Below are 22,632 nucleotides of genomic sequence, written 5' to 3' on the forward strand. Positions count from 1 at the left end.
TCAACCCCAAGTCAGAGGGTCCAATCGCAGATAGAAGGCAAGGCGTTCGCGGTCGGGGGCTTCGATCCCCAATACATTGAATAGGACAGCGAAGGCGCGCTCTGCTTCATCTGGCGCTGCCCAGTTCTCTTCGGCGTTAGCAATCATGAGTGCCAAATCGGCATAGCGATCTGCTGTTCCGAGCCGCCCAAGGTCGATCAGACCCGTGCATTGAAGAGTTTTAGGGTCCACCATGAAGTTCGGCATGCAGGGATCACCATGGCAAACAACCATATCGGTGCGCTCTTGGTCGAGCCGCACCGGTAGCTCTCGTTCGACACGAGCCAAAAGATCGAGCTGCGGCGTACTCTTGTCCTCGTCCGGTAAGAAGTCGGGATTGACGGCATTGCGGGACACCACATCAACGGCGCGTCCGAACATTCGCGACAGCCTGCGCTCAAACGGACATTGATCAACCGATAGGCTGTGAACAGCGCCAAGTTGCTGCCCCATTGACGGCCACGCTTTGAGCAAATCCGCTCCAGACAGATCAGCCGCCGGTACTCCCGGAATTGCCGTTATCACCAAGCATGCACCCTCCTGTTCCTCCTGCCAGTTGATCACCTCGGGGCAAGCCACACCTCGACCTTTGAGCCAAATGAGGCGGTCACGCTCTCCAGCGAGCTCACCGCGGCGGGAAGCAGGTGCGATTTTCGCGAAGGCATGCCCGTCACCACGTCGAAAAACAAAATCACCGGATTCTCCGCCTCTGACAGGCAACCAGTCAGAATGCGATTCACCAAAAAAAATATTAGTTCGATTCAATGGAGGTTCCTTCAGTTTTCTGATAACGAATTCTTGCGGTTTCTTTCAGCGCCGCCAATACCGCCAGCCCGTCGCGCAAGGGGCGCGGCTCGTGTGTGCGGATGAAGTCAGCTCCACCTGCGGCGGCGGCAAGCTCTGCAGCGAGTGTCGCGGCCCCGACATCCCCCGGACCACGGCCTGTGAGCGCGCGCAGAAAGGATTTGCGCGAAACAGACAGAAGCACCGGCAAATCGAAGCGCAGCCGCAATTCATCGAACCGCGCCAGCACCGAGAGCGAGGTTTCGGGAGCAGCCCCCAGAAAAAACCCCATGCCGGGATCAAGGACAAGGCGGTTGCGTTTGATACCGGCACCCGTCAGCGCCGCGATGCGCGCGTCAAAGAACGCCGCAATGTGATCCATGATGTCGCCAGCGGGTGCCTCGCGCCGATCTGCCTGCCCGTCTTGCACCGAATGCATAACGACGAGTTTGGCAGATGATTTCGCCAATTGCGGATAGAACGCAGCGTCTGGAAAACCGCGAATATCATTGAGATAGGCCACACCACGCGACAAGGCATAGGCTTGCGTCGCGGGTTGATAACTGTCGAGCGAGACGGGAATGCCATCTGCCTTGAGCGCGTCCAGCACCGGCGCGATACGCGCGATTTCTGTGTCGGACGAAACAGGCGCGGCGTCGGGATTGCTGGATGCCGGACCGAGGTCGATCACATCTGCCCCCTCGGCCATCAGCTTACGCGCCTGCGCAATGGCTGCGTCTGGCGCCAGATACCGGCCTCCATCGGAGAAACTGTCCGAGGTTATGTTGACGATGCCGAAAATGATGAGCGATTTATTCATGGGGGCTTCTATAATAATAATAATCAAGCATGAGTCTCATACGGATGCTCGGGTCGAAAGGGAATCCCCAGGCGAGTAACCTGTTTGCGGTGATCCATTAGCTGCAGGAGCAGAAGAGCATACATCTGGAAGCAAAGCCAGGAAAGCGGCCTATGGAGCTGTGCGGCAGCGCTCAGTAGGCAATTTTTCAAAATATTGTTAAGCCTTTTCTGAGCATGGTATTTTTCATGGTATTACCAATTAGCAGGAAAATAAGCCATTGAATATAAAAGATAAAAATGTCTTGTTTACAATAGAGTGGGAGTGATCCCCATCTGGCACAGCCAGGCAGCGGATGGCAGGATGTGATCCAGGCCCGCCAGAAGGCGGGCCTTTTACTGGGTGTGTATACTCACAGGCCACCTTTGCGCGGCGTCGAATGCACAATCGGAATTACCAGCGAGCAGAGTCATGAGCACAAACGAAAAGATCTACACCGGCAAGACCAAGGACGTATACGCCCTGGACAATGGCAACATCCTGCTGGTCTTCAAGGACGACGTCACCGGTGAGGACGGGGTCATCGATCCGGGTGCCAACACCGTGATCGGCCAGGTCGAAGGCAAGGGTCGCAAATCCCTGGCCATGACCGACTACTTCTTCAAGCGTCTGCATGCCGCAGCTGTTCCCACCCATTTCGTCGCGGCCGACCTCGACAAGGGCACCATGGAAGTGCGTCGCGCCGAGCCCCTGGGCAAGGACGTGAAGGGCGCGGGCGGTTTCGAGTTCATCTGCCGCACCCGTCCCTGGGGCAGCTTCCTGCGTCGCTACCGCAATTACATCAGCGACGCCGAGCGGGGTCTGGACTATCTGGTCGAGATCACCATCAAGGATGACGAGCGCGGTGACCCGCTGATCAATGATGACGCCATCCTGGCCCTGGGCCTGCTCAGCGCCGAGCATCTGGCTCAGGCCAAGGAGCTGACCCGTCAGGTCTGCCGTATTGTCGAGGCCGATCTGCGTGGCAAGGGACTGGTGCTGATCGACATGAAGATCGAGATCGGTCTGGTCGACGGTCAGGTCGTGGTCATCGATGAGGTCTCCGCGGATGCGATGCGGGTCATGGATCAGGCGGGCAAGCTGCTCGACCATGCCGTGCTGTGCCAGCAGCTGATCGGTTAGAATTCCCCTCATGGTTGCCCGGCCGGGCTCCGCTGGAGCCGTCCCGGTATAGTCAGCAAAGCCCGCCTTCGCGGGCTTTGTCATCTTCGGAGGGTGGGGTACGTCTGGCCGACTGGCCGCCACTGCCTTCCAGTGTTCGAGCCATCGATAAGAGAGTCGTCATGACCCGCAGTACAATCCGCCCGAACATGGTGATCACCGTTCTGTGTGGCACCCTCACCTCCATGGTGGTAATCGGCTTTGCCCGCCTGGCCTACGGCATCATACTGCCGTCGATGCGTGCGGACCTGGGCCTGAGCTACCAGCAGGCCGGCATTCTCGGCACCATCACCGCCCTGTGCTACGTGTGCTTCGTGCTGTCGGGCGGGCTGGCGGCGGCACGCTGGGGCGCCCGCGCTTCGGTGCTGTTCGGTCTGGGTATAGTGGTGCTGGGCTTCGCCGGACTCGCCCTGGCCTCGTCATTCTGGCTGATTGCGTTGCTCATGGGCCTGCTGGGTTTCGGTACCGCCTTCGCCTTCGCCCCCATGGTCACGCTGCTGGCCACCTGGTTCCCGGAAAAGCGTGGACTGGTCATCGGCTACATGAGCAGCGGGGTAGGCATAGGCACCCTCTCGGCGGGGCTGCTGGTGCCGGCGCTGCTCGACCTGTTCGGTGATCAGGGCTGGCGGGCCAGCTGGGGGCTGTTCGGTGCCGTGGCACTGTCGGCAACCCTGCTGATCGCGCTGTTCGTCCGCAATCCCCCGCAGGCGGCCAACGGTGTCAGTGGCAAGCTGTCCGCCGCGGAGAAGTGGCGGGTCTATCGCAATCCGCGGGTGCTGATCGTTGCCGGCACCTACGGGATCATCGGCCTGGGTTACATAGTGCAGACCATCTTCATGGTCAGCTTCATGGTCGAGAGCGGCCATGGCGAGGTGGTCGCCGGGCGGCTGATGGCCATGTCCGGTCTGCTGTCGGTGGCGACCGGTCCGGTGTGGGGCGGCCTGTCCGATCACTGGGGCAGGGGCAATGCCCTGGCGATCTCCATCGCCCTGGTGGTGGGCGCCATGGCCCTGCCGCTGTTCGCCCAGACGCTGCCGGTGTTCTTCTTCCACTTCCTGATCATGGGCCTGTCGATCAACGGCCTGTTTGCCATGATCCAGACCAGTGCCACCGACCAGGTGGCGCCGCGCTACATTCCCATCGCTTTCAGCTTCGCCACCCTGTTCTTCGCCATCGGCCAGTTCTTCGGCCCGGCCATCGCCGGCTGGCTGATCGGCAGTACCGGCAACTTCACCAGCGCCTTCGGTTTCACCGTGGCGGTGCTGAGTGCCGGCTTCGGTCTCACCCTGCTGATCCGCCGCTTCCCCCGTGAGCTGGCGGTCGCAGAGCCGCAACCCGCGGCAGACATGGGATCAGCCTCATGAGCTACCTGCTGGCGGCCCTCTGGCCGCTGTTCGCGCTGATTCTCGGCGGTTATCTGCTGCGGCGCGCGGGTTTTCCAAGCAGTGCTTTCTGGCCGGGGGCGGAGCGGCTCAACTACTTCGTCCTGTTCCCTGCGCTGCTGTTCAGCAGTCTGGCCAGGGCGCCGCTGGACAGTCCGCACCTGGGGCGCATTGCCGGGTGCGTGGCGCTGATCCTGGGCGTGGGCTGGGGTGTGCTGGTGCTCCTGCGTCGCTGGCGTGCCTGGCCTGCCTCGCGCTTCGGCGTGCTGGTGCAGGGGACCCTGCGCTTCAACACCTACATTGGTCTGGCGGCGGTGGGTGCGCTGTTCGGGGATGCCGGACTGAGCCTGATGGCACTGCTGCTGGCGGTAACGGTGCCGGCGGTCAACACCCTGTCAGTGCTGGCGCTGACCCCCGGCGGCAGTCTCGGTATGCCGGCCCTGATCGGTACCTTGCTGAGAAATCCGCTGATCCTCGCCTGTATAGGTGGCGTGATGGCCAATCTGGTGGGATTGCCTCTGGGCGGCGGGGTAAGCGAATTGCTCGGGCTGCTGGCGGCCAGCAGTCTGCCACTGGGTCTGCTCTGTGTAGGGGCAGCGCTGCAGCCACAGGACCTGCGCCGGGAAACCCTGCCGCTACTGATCAACAGCATGGGGCGGCTGCTGCTGATGCCGCTGGGCGCCTGGCTGCTCAGCGGCTGGATGGGCATGGCCGGCATGGAGCAGGTCGCCGTGGTGTTGCTCTTCGCGCTGCCCTGTGCGCCCACGGCCTACGTGCTGGCCCGCCAGCTGCATGGGGATGCGGAGCTGATGGCCGGCATCATCACCCTGCAGACCCTGCTGGCCATGCTCAGCCTGCCGCTGGTATTGCTGCTGGCGCTCTGACTCAGGGGCGGCTGTCGGGGGGGATGGCTGCCATCTGCGGCAATGCCCATTCCAGCAACTGGCGCGCCAGGGTCTGGGCCGCCCGCTCATGGCCCTCGAGCACCTGGGCAATCTGGGTGTTACCGATCGGCTGCTCGATACGGAAATCGCGGCTGACGTAGATCCGGCGGCTTTCCGGGTTCACCAGTCGGGCCTGCAGCTCGATGAGGATGTGCGGTTGTTCACCGTCGACCACCTGGAAGCGGCGCAGATCACTGCCCAGATGCACATCGGCATGCAGCGCGTTCTCGTCGGTGGTCACCGCCCGCAGTCCACCCTGGCGCTGGAAGGCCTGCACCAGATATTCGCGCAGCAGGGTCGGGGTCGGGTCGCTCCAGCGTACGCCGCGGTAGCTGAGCAGCTGATTGTCACGGGTCTGTACCATCAGACGCGGTCCGGTGTGGGCGTAGCCGGCCTGGGGTGTGTCGACCCGCAGGGACAGGGGCAGGCTCTGGGGGCGTTGCTGGATCAGGTTCTGCGGTGGTTGCGAATACTGATACACCGCCACCGGTTCGGATTCGGGCAGCAGCGAACAGCCACCCAGGGTCAGCAGGGCAGCCAGCAGGCCTGTGGTCAGGGGCAGGCGGATCATGGCTCATACTCCTCGAAGGTATCGCGACCGAGCAGGAAGCGGGCAGGGTTGTCCTCCAGGCGCCGGGTGATGGAGCGCAGCGCCGTCAGACTGCCGCGCAGTTCGGAGATGGCCGGCTCCAGTTGTCCGAGGCCCTGCATGCCGCTGGCAAAGGCGTCGCTGTTGTCGGTGAGCATCTGTTCCAGGGTTTCGCTGGTACTGGCAATCGACGCCAGGGTCTGCTCAATGTTGTCCAGGGTTCGGGTACCCTGCTCGTTGACCAGCACGTTGATGCTGCTCATCAGCTCGGTGGCCTGCTCGCTGGCGGCGGTCAGTTCACTGATCAGCGCCTTCACGTCATCGCCCTGGCTCGACAGGCTGCCGGCGGCCACCTCAATCGATTCCAGCGTGCGTGCGATGCGTTCGGCGTTCTCGTCGGACAGCATGTTGCGGGCGTTGCTGACCAACTGATTGATGTTGGTCATCAGATCCTCGCCGTTGGCCAGCAGGCTGGAAATGGGCGAGGGTGTGGCCGGTATGCGGGCGGCCTGGGTGCCGTCGCCGTCCAGCAGGGGGCTATTCGGGTCGCCGGGAACCAGCTCGATCACCGTGTTGCCGGTGATGCCGGTGAAAGTCAGGCGGGCCTTGGTGTCCCGGGTGATCGGCGCGGTACCGCTGATGCGGATGCCGGCGAGCACCTGCGACGGATCTTCCGGGTCGAGGCCCAGTTCGGTGATATCGCCGATGGGAATGCCGCGGTACTGCACCGCGCTGCCGCGGGACAGGCCGGTGACAGCCTCGCGGAAAACCACCGTGTAGTAGCGGTAATCCGAACTGGTGGTGGCATTGCTGATCCACACCGCAAACAGCACGGCGCCGGCGCCGGCCAGCAGGGTGAACAAGCCGATGATGACGTGATGGGCACGGGTTTCCATTAGGGGCTCTGCTCCGGCTGAGGTGTATGACTGGCCGCGCTGGCGGCAGCGCGGCCGCGGGGGCCATGGAAGTAATCCTGAATCCAGCTGTTGTCGGTTGCAGCCACGCGTTCGAGCGTATCAGCCACCAGCACGCGCTTTTCCGCCAGCACGGCGACCCGGTCGCAGATCGTGTACAGCGTGTCCAGGTCATGGGTGACCAGGAATACGCTGAGGCCGAGGGCGTCGCGCAGGGTGAGAATCAGCTGGTCGAAGGCCGCCGCTCCTATGGGGTCCAGACCGGCGGTGGGCTCGTCGAGAAAGAGGATGTCCGGATCCAGCGCCAGTGCCCGGGCCAGAGCAGCGCGCTTGACCATGCCGCCGGACAGTTCGGAGGGAAACTTGCCCCCCGCGTGGGGCGGCAGGCCAGCCAGGGCCAGCTTCATGCCGGCCAGGTGCTCGGCGTCATCGCGACTGAGGCCGGCATGCTCAATCAGCGGCAGGGCAACGTTCTCGGTGACGGTCAGCGAGGAGAACAGCGCGCCGCGCTGGAACAGCACACCGAAGCGCCGTTCGACCTTTGAGCGGCTCTGTTCATCAAGCTTGTCCAGCTGCTCGCCGAACACCCTGACACTGCCGCCATTGGGGCGGCGCAATCCGACGATGGAGCGCAGCAGGACCGACTTGCCGGTACCCGAGCCACCCACCACGCCAAGGATTTCCCCCGGTCGGATGTCCAGATCCAGATTCTCGTGCACGGTCTGGCTGCCGAAGCGGTTGACCAGCCCGCGGATCTCCACCAGCGGTTTGTCTTCGTCCCGGCTCACCAACCCATCTCCATGAAGAACAGTGCAGCCAGCGCATCCAGCAGTATCACCACGAAAATCGACTGCACCACCGCCGAGGTAGTGTGTTCGCCTACCGACTCGGCGCTGCCACTCACCTTGAAGCCTTCCATGCAGCCGATGATGGCAATCAGGAAGGCAAACAGCGGCGCCTTGGCCATACCCAGGTAGAAGTGCCGGACTGCCACGTTTTGCTCCAGGATGTGGAGGAACATGGTCGGCGAGATGTCCAGTGCCAGGGAGCAGACCACGGCGCCGCCGAGCATGCCCGAAAGCATGCCGATGAAGGTCAGTGCCGGCAGGGATATGATCATGGCGATGACCCGGGGAATCACCAGGATATGCAGCGGATTGAGCCCCAGGGCGCGGATGGCGTCGATCTCCTCGTTCGCTTTCATCGAGCCGATCTGGGCGGTGAAGGCGCTGGCGGTGCGCCCGGCCATGAGGATGGCTGTCAGCAGCACGGCGAATTCGCGCAGGAAGGAGAAGGCGACCAGGTCGACGGTATAGATGGTGGCGCCGAAGTCGGCCAGGACGGTAGCGCCGAGGAATGCGATGACAGCGCCGACCATGAAGGTCAGCAGGGCGACGATGGCCACCGCGTTCAATGCGATCTGTTCGATCTGGGCGACGATGGAGGTAATGCGCCACGTACCGGGGCGCAGCAGGCCGGCGGCCATGCCGGCCAGGGTCATGCCGATGAAGGCCAGCAGCACGAGGGTGTGTTGGCACAGACCCACCACGTACTGCCCCAGATTGCCGAGCAGTTCCAGTGCCGCATTCTGCTGTGGATGGGTTGGAGGCTCTTCTTGCAGACTGTCGGCGATGCGTGTCAGCAGCACCCGGCGCTCCTCGGGAAGGTCCCGGTCGCTGTCGGCCAGTTGCCGAATCAGTTCGGCCCCCAGGAGGTCGGCCAGTAACTGGCCGCCGGCGGTGTCCAGGCGGCCGATCCGGTGCAGGTCGGCGGAGCGATACGACGTGCCGGAGCGACTCAGCTCGCGTACCTGCTGTCGCAGCTGTGCGTAGTGCTCCAGCACCCAATCGCCCTGCAGAGTCAGGTGGGCAGGGTCATCCGATGACGTGCTGATGAAGTGGCTGGTGGTAACATCCGGCATCGGCGCTTCCGTTAGAGGACGACAGCAGGATGAATCAGGTGCGCTTCACGCCGAACTCCTCGGAGAGCGTACCGGGACTGTCCGATGTCTTGTCCGCATAATCGCGGGGGGGCTCCAGACTGTCGAATACCGGTTCGACCCGCTCCCGGCTGTCCGGCACTGCATCGTGATCCAGTGCGGCGAGCAGGCGCTGACGCGTCATCTCGTCGGGTGCCAGTTCGACTGCGGCCTGACCCATATGTTCCTGAATGTCCTGATAGCTCCTGTTCAGGCGGGAAACGAGGTTCGCGGTGGTGTTGAAGTGACTGGCCACCTCCTGCTGGTACTCCTCGAAGCGCAGCTGCAGGCTTTCCAGCTGGGCCTGGGTGCTGGAGGCGGAACCACCGCTCAGACGCGGCGCCAGTCGCGCTACAATGATGCCCACGATAAAGCCCACGGCCAGGGCAATCACAACTGCAATCCACAGGTTTTCGCTTGTATCCACCTTGGGTACCTCGTTGAATCTTGTCACGCGGTGCTGTTGCACCGCCAGGAACTGCTGTTACGGTAACGGCATTTGGCAAACAAGGCTAGGGGCTGATCGATGTTTCAGTCCTGCCTGGCCTATCCGACGCAGATGCCCCGCGCCCAGTCACGAACCAGCCACGAATCAGTCACGGAGCACAGTCCATGAATCACAGCAGCGAAGAACACTTTCTCATCAGCGGCCCGGCCGGCGAGCTGGAAGTCCTCGCCACCCGCTCGCCCGAGGCCCGGGCGGTAGCGGTGATCTGCCATCCGCACCCGCTGCACGGCGGCACCATGCATAACAAGGTGGTATCGACCCTGATGCGTGCCGCACGGGACCAGGGCGCCAATACGGTGCGTTTCAACTTTCGCGGGGTTGGGCAGAGTGCCGGCCAGCATGCCGATGGCAGCGGCGAAACCGAGGACTGCAGGGCAGTGGTCGACTGGGCGGCGCGCGAGTTCCCCGGTCTGCCGCTGTGGCTGATGGGGTTTTCCTTCGGAGGCTATGTCGCCGCCGCGACGGCGCGAAGCCTGAACATCTGGCCCGAGGCGGTGGTGCTGGTGGCACCCTCGGTGGAGCGGCTGCCCTTTGCCGACCTGCTGCCGCTGCCTGGTCCGGTCAACGTGATGATGGGCGAGGCGGATGATGTGGTGGCCTCCGCTGCCGTATTCGAACTGCTCGAGGGCAGGGAGGGCGTGAACCTGGTGCGCTTTGCCGATACCGGGCATTTCTTCCATGGCAAGCTGGTGGAGCTTAAGGCGGCGGTGGAGGAAGTCCTGCGCTGATTGCCATCAGGCGGTCCGGCGGGTAGAGTATCGACCCCTGTTTTACCCTGGACCCCCAGTATGACGCCCCTTGAACGCTATCAGGCGGACCTCAAGCGTCCGGATTTTTTCCACGATCCCGCGCAGGAAAATGCCGTCAAGCATCTGCAGCGGCTCTATGACGATATTCTCCGGGCTGGTCCGCCACGCGGTGTCGGCCTGTTCGGTCGCTTCCGAGCCAAGCGCAGTCTGCCCGTCAAGGGGCTGTACTTCTGGGGTGGCGTAGGCAGGGGCAAGACCTATCTGGTGGATACCTTCTTCGAGGCGCTGCCCATCGAGCACAAGATGCGCACCCACTTCCACAGGTTCATGCAGCGCGTGCATCAGGAGCTGCGTGAACTCAAGGGCGAGAAGAATCCGCTGAAGGTCATCGCCCGCAAGTTTGCCGATGAGGCTCGGGTGATCTGCTTCGATGAGTTTTTTGTCACCGACATCACCGATGCCATGATTCTCGGCACCCTTATGGAAGAGCTGTTCAGTAACGGCGTGGTGCTGGTTGCGACCTCCAACATCGTGCCGGACGGTCTGTACAAGGACGGTCTGCAGCGGGCCCGGTTCCTGCCGGCCATTGCCCTGCTCAAGGAGCATACTGAAGTGGTCAACGTGGATAACGGCGTGGACTACCGGTTGCGGGCGCTGGAGCAGGCCGACCTCTATCATTACCCGCTGGGCGCGGAGGCCGAGGCCAGTCTGGACCGCAGTTTCTGCAGTCTGGTGCTGGAGCCGGAGCACGTGCGGCTGAATGCCGAGCTGACCATCGAGAACCGGGCGATCCAGGCGGTGCGTCTGTACGAGAACGTTGCCTGGTTCGAGTTCCGCGAACTCTGTGATGGCCCGCGCAGCCAGAACGACTACATCGCACTGGCCAAGATCTTCCAGGCGGTACTGCTGGCCAATGTCGAGCAGATGGGCGCTACCAAGGACGACATGGCCCGCCGCTTCATCAACCTTGTGGACGAGTTCTACGACCGCAACGTCAAGCTGATCATCTCCGCCGAGGTACCGCTCAAGGACCTGTATGCCGGCGGGCGGCTGGATTTCGAATTCCAGCGCACCCTCAGTCGACTGCTGGAAATGCAGTCCCACGAGTTCCTCGCAAGACCGCACAAGCCGTAATTCAACGGGTCGTCGCGCATCTGCGCGACGACGTACCATTCCAGGTCCACCCAGGCGCAGCGCGGCTGCGCTGCACCCCCGCCCGGCTCAGGGCGCGGGGTTCGGCTGGCTGCGATGGATCTCCTCGATGGCCTCCAGGATCTTGTCGGTCAGTCCCATGTGCACGCTGGTCAGGTTGCGATTGAGCTGGTCCATATTGGTCGCCCCTATGATGTTGCTGGTGACGAAGGGTTGACGGGTGACGAACGCCAGGGCCATCTGTGCCGGATCCAGGCCGTGGTCCCGGGCCAGCTGCACATAGCGTGCGCAGGCCTTCTGGGCCTGGGGGTTGGTGTAGCGGCTGAAGCGGCTGAACAGGGTCAGTCGGGCCTTCTCCGGCCGCAGGCCGTTGAGATACTTGCCGGTCAGGGTGCCGAAGGCCAGCGGTGAGTAGGCGAGCAGACCGACCTGCTCGCGGATGGAAATTTCCGCCATGCCTATCTCGTAGCTGCGGTTGAGCAGGTTGTAGGGGTTCTGCACGCTGACGATGCGTGGCCAGCCGCGGGTTTCGGCCAGCTGCAGGAAGCGGCTGGTGCCCCAGGGGGTGTCGTTGGACAGGCCGATATGGCGGATCTTGCCGGCGCGCACCAGATCGTCCAGCACCTCCAGGGTGTCCTCGATGGGTGTGATCTGCTCGTCGGGGTCGTGCTGGTAACCGAGCTGGCCGAAGAAGTTGGTGTGCCGGTCAGGCCAGTGCAGCTGATAGAGGTCGATATGCTCGGTCTGCAGTCGCTTCAGGCTGCCCTCCAGCGCGGCGGTGATGTGCTGGCGGGTGAAGCGGGTGGCGCCGTCACGGATGTGCTGCATGTCGCGGTTCGGGCCGGCGACCTTGCTGGCCAGCACCCACTGGTCGCGATTGCCCCGCTGGCGCAGATACTCGCCGATGATGCGCTCACTGGCACCCTGGGTTTCCGCCCGCGGCGGTACCGGGTACATCTCCGCGCAGTCGATGAAGTTGACGCCGGCGTCGCGCGCACGGTCGATCTGGGCAAAGGCTTCGCGCTGGGTGTTCTGTTCACCCCAGGTCATGGTACCCAGACACAGGGCGCTGACCTTGAGTGAGCTGGTGCCGAGGGGGCGATAGAGCATGTCGGACTCCGATCAGGTGGTAGAGGCAGTCAGGGGGGACATTATCGGTCAATGGTGAAATAAAGGTTGTAATTTTTCGCCCCATTGGCATAATGCCCCGCACTCTCGACAGGATGCCTAGCCTGTCGTTGTTGTTACAGCCCGGAATGCCACCCAGACCCCACAGCCCCCACTGAGTGTCTGCCCAGGCTCACTGGTTGTAAAAACACATATCACTCTGTAAGATTCGCCCTCTTTGAAATTCATAGAGCGGCCTCTGAGGCTAGGATTTAATGAAAACCTTCAGCGCCAAACCGGAAACAGTAAAACGCGACTGGTACGTAGTAGATGCCACCGGTCTGACCCTTGGTCGCCTGGCTACCGAAGTTGCCAGCCGCCTGCGTGGCAAGCACAAGCCTGAGTACACTCCGCACGTTGATACCGGTGACTACATCGTGATCGTGAATGCCGAGAAGATTCAGGTCACTGGTAACAAGGCTCAGGACAAGATGTACTACAGCCACACCGGTTTCCCGGGTGGTCTCAAGAGTATCAACTTCGAGAAGCTGAACCAGCGTGCTCCTGCGCGTATCATTGAGATCGCTGTTAAAGGCATGCTGCCCAAGAACCCCCTGGGTCGGGCAATGTACCGCAAGATGAAAGTCTACGCCGGTGCCAACCATCCGCATGCTGCCCAGCAGCCCCAAGAACTCAAGATCTAACAGGAGCTCACTATGTCGGTGACACAAAACTACGGTACTGGCCGTCGTAAAACCGCCACCGCTCGGGTGTTCCTGCGTCCGGGTACTGGCAATATCTCCATCAACAACCGCACCATCGAGCAGTTCTTCGGTCGCGAGACTGCACGCATGGTCGTGCGTCAGCCGCTGGAACTGACCGGCAACACTGAAAAGTTCGACGTTTACGTCACTGTTCAGGGTGGCGGTATCTCCGGTCAGGCCGGTGCCATCCGTCACGGTATCACTCGTGCGCTGATGGAATACGACGAGACCCTGCGCAGCGAACTGCGCAAGGCTGGTTTCGTTACCCGCGACGCCCGTGAGGTCGAGCGGAAGAAAGTGGGTCTGCGTAAAGCGCGTAAGCGTCCGCAATACTCCAAGCGTTAAGTCGACAGACTCAGCGTTCCAAGACGCCCGGATCCTGCCCAGGATGCCGGGCGTTCTTGTATCTGCGACAAGGTGTCGCGTGAACATGAGCGCTGCCCGACGCCCCGAAATACGCAGGTTCGGGTACACTTCGCAGGTTCCGGGATAATGGGAGATCGCCTTGTCACGATAGGGGTTTTTCATTACCATCTGTTTCATTTTGTGCAGGCAGTTCAATACTTGAAAAAGGCCTTTTGCAAAGGTCTGTTTAGCTGATGGGAGACGACTGGATGAGTAATGACGGCGTAAATAACGGCCGGCGTCGCTTCCTGGTGGCAGCCACGAGTGTCGTGGGTGCCGCTGGTGTAGTGGGGGTGGCTGTGCCCTTTGTAGGGTCATGGTTCCCAAGCGCAAGAGCCAAGGCGGCAGGTGCGCCGGTTAAGGTAAATATCAGCAAGATCGAGCCGGGGCAGCAGATTGTTGCCGAATGGCGTGGTCAGCCGATATTCATCTCACGCCGGACACCGGAAGCGCTGGCCCTGTTGGATGAAATGGACAGCGTCGTCGCCGACCCCGAGTCCAGCGCATCGAGCCAGCCCGCCTATGTGGATGGCAAGACCCGCTCGATCAAGCCCGAAATCCTGGTGGTGCTGGGTATCTGTACCCACCTGGGCTGTTCGCCGCTGTTCAAGCCGGAAGTCGGTGCCGTCGATATGGGCGCCGACTGGAAGGGCGGTTACTTCTGCCCCTGCCACGGTTCCTACTACGACATGTCCGGTCGTGTGTTCAAGAGCATGCCCGCTCCGCTGAACCTCCCCGTACCGCCCCATAGCTATGAGTCGGATGATGTCATCATCATCGGGATCGATCAGGAGGAGACAGCCTGATGAGCAAGCTGCTTGATTGGGTCAACGAACGCATGGCGGTCACCCGCGTCTGGGAAGATCACCTGAGCAAGTACTACGCACCGAAGAACTTCAACTTCTTCTACTTCTTCGGCTCCCTGGCGCTGCTGGTGCTGGTCAACCAGATCATCACCGGTATCTGGCTGACCATGAGCTACGAGCCCTCCGGGGCCACCGCCTTTGCCTCCGTCGAATACATCATGCGTGATGTGGAATGGGGCTGGCTGCTGCGCTACCTGCACTCCACCGGCGCTTCCGCGTTCTTCGTGGTGGTCTACCTGCACATGCTGCGCGGCATCATGTACGGTTCCTACCGCAAACCCCGCGAGCTGGTGTGGATCTTCGGCATGCTGATCTACCTGGCGCTGATGGCCGAGGCGTTCATGGGCTACCTGCTGCCCTGGGGTCAGATGTCCTACTGGGGTGCCCAGGTGATCATCTCCCTGTTCGGCGCGATTCCGGTCATCGGCCCGGATCTGGCCCAGTGGGTACGTGGTGACTACCTGATCTCCGGTATCACCCTGAACCGCTTCTTCGCGCTGCACGTGATTGCCGTGCCGATCGTCCTGCTGGGTCTGGTCGTGCTGCACATCATCGCCCTGCATGAAGTGGGTTCCAACAACCCTGACGGCATCGAGATCAAGAAGCTGAAGGACGAGAACGGCGTGCCGCTGGATGGCATTCCCTTCCACCCGTACTACACCGTGAAGGATATTGTCGGTGTTGCGGTGTTCCTGTTCGTCTTCTGCACCGTGGTGTTCTTCTTCCCGGAGATGGGTGGCTACTTCCTGGAGAAACCGAACTTCGAGATCTCCAACCCGCTGAAGACCCCTGACCATATTGCTCCGGTATGGTACTTCACGCCCTTCTACGCCATCCTGCGTGCCGTTCCGGCCATCGCCGGCTCCGCGTTCCCGGGTGTGCTGGCCATGGGTGCTGCCATCGCTGTGCTGTTCGTCCTGCCCTGGCTGGATCGCAGCCCGGTCAAGTCGATCCGCTACAAGGGCTGGCTGAGCAAGCTGTGGCTGGTGATCTTCTGTGTCAGCTTCGTGGTCCTCGGTGTTCTGGGTGCCATCCCGGCTACCCCGGGCCGTACGCTGCTGTCGCAGGTGTGCACCGTTCTGTATTTCGCCTTCTTCATCCTGATGCCGTTCTACACCCGTATGGAGAAGACCAAACCCGTTCCGGAGAGGGTTACTGGCTGATGAAAAAACAACTGATTGCATTGATGTTCGCGCTGCTGCCGGGCCTGGCCCTGGCAGCGGGGCCGAGTGTGCAGCTGGACAAGGCCAACATCGACCTGTCCGACAAGGCTGCACTGCAGGACGGCGCTCGTACCTTCGTCAACTACTGCATGGGCTGCCACTCGGCCCAGTACCAGCGCTATGAGCGCGTGGCTACTGACCTGGGTATCCCGGAAGAGCTGATGATGGAAAACATGGTCTTCACCGGTGCGCTGTACGGCGATCACATGAAGATCGGCATGCGTCCCGAGGACTCCAAGGTCTGGTTCGGCGCTGCGCCGCCAGATCTGACCATGGTGGCCCGCGTACGCGGTGAGGACTGGCTGTATACCTACATGCGCTCTTTCTACGAGGATCGTTCCCGTCCGTTCGGCTGGAACAACACCGTGTTCGAGAACGTTGGTATGCCGCACGTACTGGCCGAGCTGCAGGGCAAGCAGGTCAAGGGTTGCGCGCCGGTACCGGTGAAGGAAAACGGCAAGGTAGTGCGTGACTCCCTGACCGGCGAGCCCATGCTGGCCGAGCAGTGCGACGTGCTGACCGTTGTCGAGGGTACCGGTACCCAGAGCGCCGACGAGTACGACACCACAGTGCGTAACCTGGTTGCCTTCCTCAGCTACTCGGCTGATCCGATCAAGGAAACCCGTCACCGTATTGGTGTCTACGTGCTGCTGTACCTGGCCTTCTTCTTTGTCTTCGCCTACCTGCTCAAGCGTGAGTACTGGAAAGACGTCAAGTAAGGCTTGTCGATCTTCTGATCACGAAAACGCGCCCTCCGGGGCGCGTTTTCGTTTGTGCAGATCCTGTCCTGCCGGCGCGTCGGTCCAGGCCGCCGGGGTTCCTGGCTGATGTGGTATACTAGCCGCTTTCGATCAGGCCGCAGGGATGCTGCTCGGTCTTGCCGTGTGTTTCTGTAGGATGGGAGTTGAAATATGAGTGTCAGTGCCAACAAGCGTTCCTCGATGGCTTTCTTTTCCGATCCGAGCGATCAGTATTGCCACCGGGTACGTATTGTCCTGGCGGAAAAGGGTGTCACCGTCGACATCGTGAACGTGGAGCCGGATAACCACCCCCAGGAGTTGGCCGAGGTTAACCCCTACAACACAGTTCCCACTCTGCTTGATCGTGATCTGGTGCTCTACGAGCCCAACATCATGATGGAATACCTGGACGAGCGCTTTCCGCATCCTCCGCTGCTGCCGGTCTACCCCGTGGCGCGGGCCAACAGCCGCCTGTTGATGTACCGCATCCAGCGTGATTGGAGCGCCCTGGTCGATGTACTGACCAACCCGACCAGTTCCGATGCCGCTACCACCAAGGCGCGCAAAGAGCTGCGCGAGAGCCTGACTGGCGTGGCCCCGGTATTCGCCGAGATGCCCTTCTTCATGAGTGAGGAATTCAGTCTGGTGGACTGTTGCCTGGCACCGATCCTCTGGCGTCTGCCGGTGCTCGGCATCGAGCTCCCCCGGCAGGCTCGTCCGCTGCAGGAGTACATGGACCGCATCTTCGCCCGAGAGGGCTTCATTGGCAGTCTCTCGGCTGCTGAACGCAATATGCAGTAAAGCCGTCAAGGACTTCAGCCCATGCAGATGAACTCCAGTCGCCCCTACCTGATCCGCGCGCTCTACGAGTGGATTCTGGATAACGACTGCACGCCCTATATCCTGGTCAACGCAGGATATCCCGGTACCGCTGTGCCGGAAGGCTTCGTCGAAGGCGGTCAGATCGTCCTGAACCTGTCACCCTCGGCGATCCGGTCACTGGACATGGATAACGACCGCATCTGCTTCGATGGCCGTTTCGGCGGCGTGGCACAGCAGGTGTGGATTCCGATCGGCGCGGTAATGGCGATCTATGCGCGGGAAAATGGTCAGGGCATGGTCTTCGAGATCGATACCGAAACACCGCCCCCGCAGGACGAAGGCCCGTCCGATGAGCCGCCCAAGCCGAGCGGCAGGCCGTCACTCAAGGTCGTCAAGTAGCAGGGATGACGATACGGGTGTCGAGCATCGCTCGACGCCGGGGTGTCCGCTCGGTCGCTGAGGCGTAGCGCAGGTGCGCTACACCCCGGTGTCAGTCTCAGTCGATATATTCGAACAGCTTCACGATCCGCTGCACACCGCCGACCTGCTGGACGGCAGCCACGGCGGCATCCGCCTCGGCGCGGGTAACCAGCCCCATCAGATAGACAGCACCGGCCTCGGTAACCACCTTGATGCGTCGGCCCGGGATGGTGCTGTCTGCGAGCATCCGGGTCTTGGCGCTGGAGGTGATCAGGGTGTCATTGTTGCGGGCCAGCAGGGACAGTCGCGGCCCGACGGTCAGCTCGTTATGCACTACCTTGACCCGTTGTACTCGTCGGGCGGTATCGCCGGCCAGCTGCACCAGCTCGGCCCGCGGCACCTGTCCGGTGAGCAATACCACGCCGTTGTAGCTGGTTACGCTGAAGCGTGACTGGGCTTCCAGGTCCGGGTGGGCCTTGGCGATGTTGACGCTGGCGCGGGTTTCTATCAGTTGATCATCGATACTGCTGCCCAGGGTGCGGGTGCCATAATTCGGCTCCATCGGCGTTTCCCGGGTCGCTGTCAGTACTCCGCTGCAGCCAGCCAGGGTCAGGGCAAGCAGAACGGCGGTGATACGTATCATTCCTCACTCCCGAACAGTTGGCGGTCGATCAGGTCGCACAGACAGTGGATGGCCAGCAGATGCACTTCCTGGATGCGCGCAGTGGAGCGCGCCGGCACACGGATTTCCACATCGTCGGGCAGCAGCAGGGAGGTCATCGCGCCGCCGTCGCGTCCGGTCAGGGCAACCACCAGCATCTCGCGGTCGTGGGCGGCCTGAATAGCCTGCATCACGTTCGCGGAGTTGCCGCTGGTGGAGATCGCCAGCAACACGTCACCGGCCTGACCCAGGGCGCGGATCTGCTTGGAGAATACCTCCTCGTAGCTGTAGTCGTTGGCAATAGAGGTGATGGTGGAGCTGTCGGTGGTCAGGGCGATGGCGGGCAGGCTGGGGCGCTCGCGCTCGAAGCGGTTGAGCAGCTCCGAGGAGAAATGCTGGGCATCACCGGCTGAGCCGCCGTTGCCGCAACTGAGGATCTTGCGCTCGTTCAGCAGGGCATTGACCATCAGCTGGCTGGCCTGCTCGATCGGTGGGCCGAGCACGTCCATGGCACGGGTTTTGGTTTCGATGCTGTCGGTAAACAGCTGTCTGATACGGTGTTGCATGTCCATAGAAAAAAGGCTCGCTAGCAAGTGAAAGCTTCCCGGAGCCAGCGGTAGGATGCCGGGTCCGCGGGGTCGCCGATGGCGGCGATGACATCGAAACGACAGGGTTGGTTGGCCAGGTGGGGGTGGGTCAGCAGATAGTGGTGGGCAGCGGCAATCACGCGTTTCTGCTTGCGCCAGTCCACGGTTTCCGCGGCGTCGCCCCACAGGTCTCGCCGCCTGTAGCGCACTTCGACGAATACTACTGTATCGGCATCCCGCATGACCAGATCAAGCTCGCCCTGTTTGCAACGGTAGTTGCGGGCCAGCAGGCGCATTCCGGCACCGAGCAGCAGCTGTTCGGCGTGCCGCTCCGCCTGGTCGCCGCTGATCTGACGCAGGGTCCGACGGCCGCTTACCACGGCGTCAGGTCACCGGTCGGCTGCAGCTGACCATCCACGATCTGGCCCCATGACAGCTCCCGGCGCACGCGGCCGCTGGGGTCCAGCGACAGGGTGCCGGTGGCGCCATGAATGCGGGTCTCCGGGTGCTCCTGCATCTGCAGTAAACGATTGAAAATGCGCTGGGCGTCGACGCCCATGGCATAGAGACGCCCCATCGGGCCGGCGGCGGCCGGCCAGGAGCTGACCACGGTGTCGTACAGGGAGTCGGAGTTGTGCAGCAGCCAGGGAATCTCTGCTATCAGCAAACCATCGATATCCGGGTTCGGCTCACCATGTACGGAGAGGCGATAGGCATGGGAGGTGGCGTACACCGGCAGATCACCGGCGTACTGGAATACCAGCGTCGGCTTGATCTGTCGCGCCTGAAGCGGGTTGGCGGCGAGGAACAGGGCCTCCAGCTCCGCACGGGGAGTCGGCTGCACGGTCACGCTGTCACCCAGAACACTCCGGATGCGCTGGTTGCGGCGCTCGCTTTCCTGGACGCGCAGCAGGCCGGCGATCTGGTTGGCGATTGCCGCTGGCTGGTCGATCGTCTCATGTCCGACCAGCGTGCCGCCCAGTGCCTGCCACTGCTCGGCAAAGGCCCGGGCGGCGCGCTGGCCCCAGTCTTCCTGGCTGGCCAGGATCGCCATCTGCCGGTGCCCGTCCTGCCAGGCCCGCTGCGCTGCCGAGCGCGCTTCATCCTCCGGCGACAGGCCGAACTGGAACAGCCCCGGGGGCGGGGTGCTGGTGCTGTCGGCATAGTTCAGTGCCAGGGTTGGCAGCGGCAGTTGCGGCAGGCTGGCCAGCCGGGCGACCTGCTGGCGGTCCAGCGGGCCAATCACCCACTGCACCCCGTCGGCCTCGGCCTGGCGGTAGAACTGCATCAGGTCGGCATAGTTGCCACTGTCATACAGACTGACCTGCGGTTGCTCCAGGCCCTGACCGAGTGCGTTGTACTGGGCGGCAAGAAAGCCATCGCGCAGGGCGTCGGCAGCGCTGGCCAGGTTGCCGTCGAAGGGCAGCAGCAGGGCCAGGTGGCGTGGGCGTTGCGCGTGCAGTTCCAGCAGACGGGTCACGCCTTCCGGCGGGTTCTGCACTGCCGGGTGGTCAGGATACTGCCGCTGCCACTGCTGAAGCGCATGGACCTGAAGGTCCAGGCTGCCATGTTCGCGCTGGATCAGGGCAAGATTCAGCCAGCCTGCAGTTTCACCGCTGGCCGCGCCGGCGGCTTCGCGCAGCGGCCCGGTCGGTACCTGGTCGAGCTGCTGCCAGATCTTCACGAGATTCTTCTGCTGGTCCACGTCGGGCAGCAGATCATGGACGAACATCCGCTCCTGGGCGGCTTTCAGGTGGTTACCATTGGCGCTCAGCGCCTCGGCCCGCAGCAGGTGAATCTGCACCTGGCTTGAGGGGGGCAGCCCCTCCAGCTGTTGCAGGGAAGGATGTTGCAGGGCCCGCAGCGCAGCCGCCGGCTGACCCAGGGCCAGTTCGCTGCGGGCCTGGAGTTCACTGAAGCGCTGTTGCTGGTCCAGGGGCAGCTCGCTCTGCGGGATCAACGCCAGAATGCGCCGGACTTCCTCGGGCTGCTCACGATTCCAGGCAGTCTGGGCGGCATGCAGACGCAGCAGGTTGGCTTCTGCCCCGGAGCGTCGTTCTGCCTGCCGCAGGATGTCACTGATCGGCGCGTCGGTGGACGCAGGCAGGTCCGCCAACTGGCGGGGCGGCGCCGAGCAGCCGGCAATCAGAGAAGCGAGGATCAGGCCGGCAAGCGGCAGGCGAAACATGCGGAACATCAGGGCTACCTTGGATTGGGGCACTTTGCCGCATAGTGTAACCGCCGGGGGCATGGGCTGCCATGTGCTTGGCGGGAAACCGGTCACGTCCTGTACAATCAAGGGTCACCGTTCTCAGGATTTGTCATGTCTACCACTGCCGGTACTCTCTACGTTGTCGCCACGCCGATCGGCAATCTGCAGGATCTGACACCGCGGGCGCTGGAAGTGCTCCGCTCGGTAAGCCTGATCGCCGCCGAAGACACCCGCCACAGCGCCCGGTTGCTGCAGCACTTCGGCATCACCACCGCCACCACCGCCTGTCATGACCATAACGAGCGCGACAAGAGCGCCCGGCTGGTCGAGCGGCTGCTGGCCGGCGAGGACATGGCGCTGATCTCCGATGCCGGCACCCCGCTGATCTCCGATCCCGGCTTCCATCTGGTGCGCCAGGCCCGGGAGGCCGGGGTGCGGGTCTCACCGATACCCGGCGCCTGCGCCCTGATCGCTGCGCTCAGCGCGGCAGGGCTGCCCTCGGACAGATTCAGCTTCGAGGGCTTCCTCCCGGCCAAGGCTCACGGCCGTCGGCAGCGCATCGAGGCGCTGGCAGCCGAGCCGCGCACCTGGATGCTCTATGAGGCGCCGCATCGTCTGCTGGAGTGTCTGGAGGATCTGCTGGACATCCTGGGCTCCGAACGGCATGTGGTGCTGGCCCGGGAACTGACCAAGACCTTCGAGACCATCAGGGGCGCGCCCCTGGCCGAACTGGTGGAATGGGTCCGCAACGATCCGGATCAGCAACGCGGTGAATGCGTGCTGGTAGTGGAGGGCGCGCCGCAGTCCACTGACGAAGATGCACTCGATCCGGCTGCCGCGCGCGTGCTGGATATCCTGCTGGAGGAGCTCCCGGTCAAGCAGGCTGCAGCGCTGGCGGCGCGCATTACCGGGGTGAAGAAGAATCGCCTGTATCAGCTTGCTCTGGAGAAGGGGCGCTGAACCGAGCCGGTCTGGTTGTGAGGGCCGGCTGCCGCTGCACGAGCGGAGTCCTCTTTGCGCCGGGTATGACCCACCTGAGACACGCCGTAAACACATCCCTGTGGGCTCGTTGATGACATCCCTGTCATCAAACGGTCTCAGGCAGGTCATACCCAGCTCAAAGGTATTGCCTTTTGCGGTGGCTGATGGGTTTTCAAACTCGCAGCAGCACAGAATCCACTGACGTGGTTGGCCGGCAGGGCTGGGCCGACCGTCGGTTTTCAGGGATGAAAACCGCGAGCCTACATGGACGTATTCACGGCGTGTCGGCACAGCCCTGCCGGCCAATCGCGATCCGCTTCAGCCTTGCAGAGCACGAAGAATTTAAGGTGAGGAGGTCGGCACCCGCTACAAACCCACGCCCTTGAGCCATCAAGGCTTGCCGTCTGGCTTCAATGTCGCTACCCTTGCGTTCAGGAGTTGGCTGGACAGTCGCTGTATCGCTTCGGTGATATGGAGGAAAGTCCGGGCTCCACAGGGCAGAGTGCCAGGTAACGCCTGGGGGGTGTGAGCCCACGGAAAGTGCAGCAGAGAGCAGACCGCCTAAGCGCGCAAGCGCCGGTAAGGGTGAAAGGGTGCGGTAAGAGCGCACCGCGCGACTGGTAACAGTTCGTGGCATGGTAAACCCCACTCGGAGCAAGACCAAATAGGAACCCGTTGGTGCGGCCCGCACTGGGTTCGGGTAGGTTGCTACAGGCAGTCAGTGATGGCTGTCGCAGAGGAATGACTGTCCTCGACAGAACCCGGCTTACAGGCCAGCTCCCATTT

General features: G+C 62.5%; 25 protein-coding genes and 1 other RNA gene. 14 read left to right on the forward strand and 12 right to left on the reverse strand.

Annotation, left to right across the window (positions count from 1 at the left end; genetic code table 11):
* Together aph(3'')-Ib and sul2 are read right to left on the reverse strand one after the other, a co-directional pair.
* Positions 1 to 804 (reverse strand): aminoglycoside O-phosphotransferase APH(3'')-Ib, encoded by an 804-nt coding sequence (aph(3'')-Ib, locus tag VF673_RS12435; RefSeq protein WP_001082319.1) that lies wholly within the window; start codon positions 802 to 804, stop codon positions 1 to 3.
* Positions 791 to 1,642, reverse strand: a complete 852-nt coding sequence (sul2, locus tag VF673_RS12440; RefSeq protein ID WP_011270145.1) for a sulfonamide-resistant dihydropteroate synthase Sul2 — start codon at positions 1,640 to 1,642, stop codon at positions 791 to 793. Before sul2 ends, aph(3'')-Ib begins: the two co-directional genes overlap by 14 nt.
* Before the next feature lie 450 nt (positions 1,643 to 2,092).
* Between sul2 and VF673_RS12445 the strand changes: the two genes are divergently transcribed.
* The 3 genes from VF673_RS12445 to VF673_RS12455 all read left to right on the forward strand — a co-directional run bounded on the left by VF673_RS12445 (position 2,093) and on the right by VF673_RS12455 (position 5,108).
* The gene (locus VF673_RS12445) at positions 2,093 to 2,803 is read left to right on the forward strand and encodes a phosphoribosylaminoimidazolesuccinocarboxamide synthase (RefSeq protein ID WP_273128295.1); all 711 of its coding nucleotides are present in this window, start codon (positions 2,093 to 2,095) and stop codon (positions 2,801 to 2,803) included.
* Between the two features lie 161 nt (positions 2,804 to 2,964).
* Positions 2,965 to 4,206, forward strand: a complete 1,242-nt coding sequence (locus tag VF673_RS12450; RefSeq protein WP_440292194.1) for an MFS transporter — start codon at positions 2,965 to 2,967, stop codon at positions 4,204 to 4,206.
* Positions 4,203 to 5,108 carry an AEC family transporter gene (locus VF673_RS12455; RefSeq protein WP_440292195.1) on the forward strand — a complete coding sequence of 302 codons (906 nt, stop codon included), beginning with the start codon at positions 4,203 to 4,205 and terminating at the stop codon, positions 5,106 to 5,108. Before VF673_RS12450 ends, VF673_RS12455 begins: the two co-directional genes overlap by 4 nt.
* A 1-nt stretch (position 5,109) precedes the next feature.
* Here the strand turns inward: VF673_RS12455 and VF673_RS12460 are convergent, their stop codons facing one another.
* The 5 genes from VF673_RS12460 to VF673_RS12480 are packed head-to-tail and all read right to left on the reverse strand — an operon-like array spanning position 5,110 to position 9,076.
* Entirely contained in the window at positions 5,110 to 5,739 is a 630-nt protein-coding gene (locus VF673_RS12460) for an ABC-type transport auxiliary lipoprotein family protein (protein WP_440292196.1), read from the reverse strand.
* Complete coding sequence (locus VF673_RS12465; protein WP_440292197.1) at positions 5,736 to 6,653, reverse strand: MlaD family protein; 918 nt, start codon at positions 6,651 to 6,653, stop codon at positions 5,736 to 5,738. The genes VF673_RS12460 and VF673_RS12465 overlap by 4 nt, the downstream gene beginning before the upstream one ends.
* Positions 6,653 to 7,459, reverse strand: a complete 807-nt coding sequence (locus VF673_RS12470) for an ABC transporter ATP-binding protein (protein ID WP_440292198.1) — start codon at positions 7,457 to 7,459, stop codon at positions 6,653 to 6,655. Before VF673_RS12470 ends, VF673_RS12465 begins: the two co-directional genes overlap by 1 nt.
* Positions 7,456 to 8,592 (reverse strand): MlaE family ABC transporter permease, encoded by a 1,137-nt coding sequence (locus tag VF673_RS12475; protein ID WP_440292199.1) that lies wholly within the window; start codon positions 8,590 to 8,592, stop codon positions 7,456 to 7,458. Before VF673_RS12475 ends, VF673_RS12470 begins: the two co-directional genes overlap by 4 nt.
* Before the next feature lie 34 nt (positions 8,593 to 8,626).
* Positions 8,627 to 9,076 carry a YhcB family protein gene (locus tag VF673_RS12480; protein ID WP_440292200.1) on the reverse strand — a complete coding sequence of 150 codons (450 nt, stop codon included), beginning with the start codon at positions 9,074 to 9,076 and terminating at the stop codon, positions 8,627 to 8,629.
* A gap of 185 nt (positions 9,077 to 9,261) precedes the next feature.
* Between VF673_RS12480 and VF673_RS12485 the strand changes: the two genes are divergently transcribed.
* Together VF673_RS12485 and zapE are read left to right on the forward strand one after the other, a co-directional pair.
* Entirely contained in the window at positions 9,262 to 9,885 is a 624-nt protein-coding gene (locus tag VF673_RS12485) for an alpha/beta hydrolase (protein ID WP_440292201.1), read from the forward strand.
* A gap of 60 nt (positions 9,886 to 9,945) precedes the next feature.
* Entirely contained in the window at positions 9,946 to 11,040 is a 1,095-nt protein-coding gene (gene zapE, locus VF673_RS12490; RefSeq protein WP_440292202.1) for a cell division protein ZapE, read from the forward strand.
* Positions 11,041 to 11,127: 87 nt separating this feature from the next.
* Here zapE and VF673_RS12495 read toward each other — a convergent pair whose 3' ends face one another.
* Entirely contained in the window at positions 11,128 to 12,168 is a 1,041-nt protein-coding gene (locus VF673_RS12495; RefSeq protein ID WP_440292203.1) for an NADP(H)-dependent aldo-keto reductase, read from the reverse strand.
* Between the two features lie 272 nt (positions 12,169 to 12,440).
* Between VF673_RS12495 and rplM the strand changes: the two genes are divergently transcribed.
* The 7 genes from rplM (at position 12,441) to VF673_RS12530 (ending at position 17,384) form a co-directional block, all read left to right on the forward strand.
* Entirely contained in the window at positions 12,441 to 12,869 is a 429-nt protein-coding gene (rplM, locus tag VF673_RS12500; protein WP_440292204.1) for a 50S ribosomal protein L13, read from the forward strand.
* 12 nt (positions 12,870 to 12,881) lie between these two features.
* Complete coding sequence (gene rpsI / locus VF673_RS12505) at positions 12,882 to 13,274, forward strand: 30S ribosomal protein S9 (RefSeq protein WP_273127390.1); 393 nt, start codon at positions 12,882 to 12,884, stop codon at positions 13,272 to 13,274.
* 269 nt (positions 13,275 to 13,543) lie between these two features.
* Entirely contained in the window at positions 13,544 to 14,140 is a 597-nt protein-coding gene (gene petA, locus VF673_RS12510) for a ubiquinol-cytochrome c reductase iron-sulfur subunit (protein ID WP_440292205.1), read from the forward strand.
* Entirely contained in the window at positions 14,140 to 15,363 is a 1,224-nt protein-coding gene (locus tag VF673_RS12515) for a cytochrome b (RefSeq protein ID WP_090540568.1), read from the forward strand. The genes petA and VF673_RS12515 overlap by 1 nt, the downstream gene beginning before the upstream one ends.
* Positions 15,363 to 16,142 carry a cytochrome c1 gene (locus VF673_RS12520; protein WP_440292206.1) on the forward strand — a complete coding sequence of 260 codons (780 nt, stop codon included), beginning with the start codon at positions 15,363 to 15,365 and terminating at the stop codon, positions 16,140 to 16,142. The genes VF673_RS12515 and VF673_RS12520 overlap by 1 nt, the downstream gene beginning before the upstream one ends.
* Before the next feature lie 192 nt (positions 16,143 to 16,334).
* Positions 16,335 to 16,964, forward strand: coding sequence for a stringent starvation protein SspA (gene sspA, locus VF673_RS12525; protein ID WP_440292207.1), 630 nt, complete (start codon positions 16,335 to 16,337; stop codon positions 16,962 to 16,964).
* Positions 16,965 to 16,991: 27 nt separating this feature from the next.
* Positions 16,992 to 17,384, forward strand: a complete 393-nt coding sequence (locus tag VF673_RS12530) for a ClpXP protease specificity-enhancing factor (protein ID WP_440292230.1) — start codon at positions 16,992 to 16,994, stop codon at positions 17,382 to 17,384.
* Positions 17,385 to 17,481: 97 nt separating this feature from the next.
* On the opposite strand, the gene VF673_RS12535 is transcribed toward VF673_RS12530, so the two are convergent.
* Genes VF673_RS12535 through VF673_RS12550 form a run of 4 tightly spaced genes read right to left on the reverse strand, consistent with a single transcriptional unit; the run spans position 17,482 to position 20,850 of the window.
* Entirely contained in the window at positions 17,482 to 18,048 is a 567-nt protein-coding gene (locus VF673_RS12535; RefSeq protein WP_440292208.1) for a BON domain-containing protein, read from the reverse strand.
* Positions 18,045 to 18,638, reverse strand: coding sequence for a phosphoheptose isomerase (locus tag VF673_RS12540; protein ID WP_440292209.1), 594 nt, complete (start codon positions 18,636 to 18,638; stop codon positions 18,045 to 18,047). Before VF673_RS12540 ends, VF673_RS12535 begins: the two co-directional genes overlap by 4 nt.
* Positions 18,639 to 18,652: 14 nt before the next feature.
* Positions 18,653 to 19,033, reverse strand: a complete 381-nt coding sequence (locus VF673_RS12545) for a YraN family protein (RefSeq protein WP_090540557.1) — start codon at positions 19,031 to 19,033, stop codon at positions 18,653 to 18,655.
* Positions 19,027 to 20,850 (reverse strand): penicillin-binding protein activator, encoded by a 1,824-nt coding sequence (locus VF673_RS12550; protein ID WP_440292210.1) that lies wholly within the window; start codon positions 20,848 to 20,850, stop codon positions 19,027 to 19,029. The genes VF673_RS12545 and VF673_RS12550 overlap by 7 nt, the downstream gene beginning before the upstream one ends.
* 126 nt (positions 20,851 to 20,976) lie before the next feature.
* Here VF673_RS12550 and rsmI point away from each other — a divergent pair, with 126 nt between their 5' ends.
* Both rsmI and rnpB read left to right on the forward strand, forming a co-directional pair.
* Positions 20,977 to 21,825, forward strand: coding sequence for a 16S rRNA (cytidine(1402)-2'-O)-methyltransferase (rsmI, locus tag VF673_RS12555; protein ID WP_440292211.1), 849 nt, complete (start codon positions 20,977 to 20,979; stop codon positions 21,823 to 21,825).
* 455 nt (positions 21,826 to 22,280) lie between these two features.
* Positions 22,281 to 22,631, forward strand: an RNA gene (gene rnpB, locus VF673_RS12560) — RNase P RNA component class A.
* Position 22,632: the final 1 nt, after the last annotated feature.

Source organism: Halopseudomonas sp. Lyrl_26 (assembly GCF_051948695.1).
In the GTDB taxonomy this organism is placed as follows: Bacteria; Pseudomonadota; Gammaproteobacteria; order Pseudomonadales; family Pseudomonadaceae; genus Halopseudomonas; species Halopseudomonas formosensis.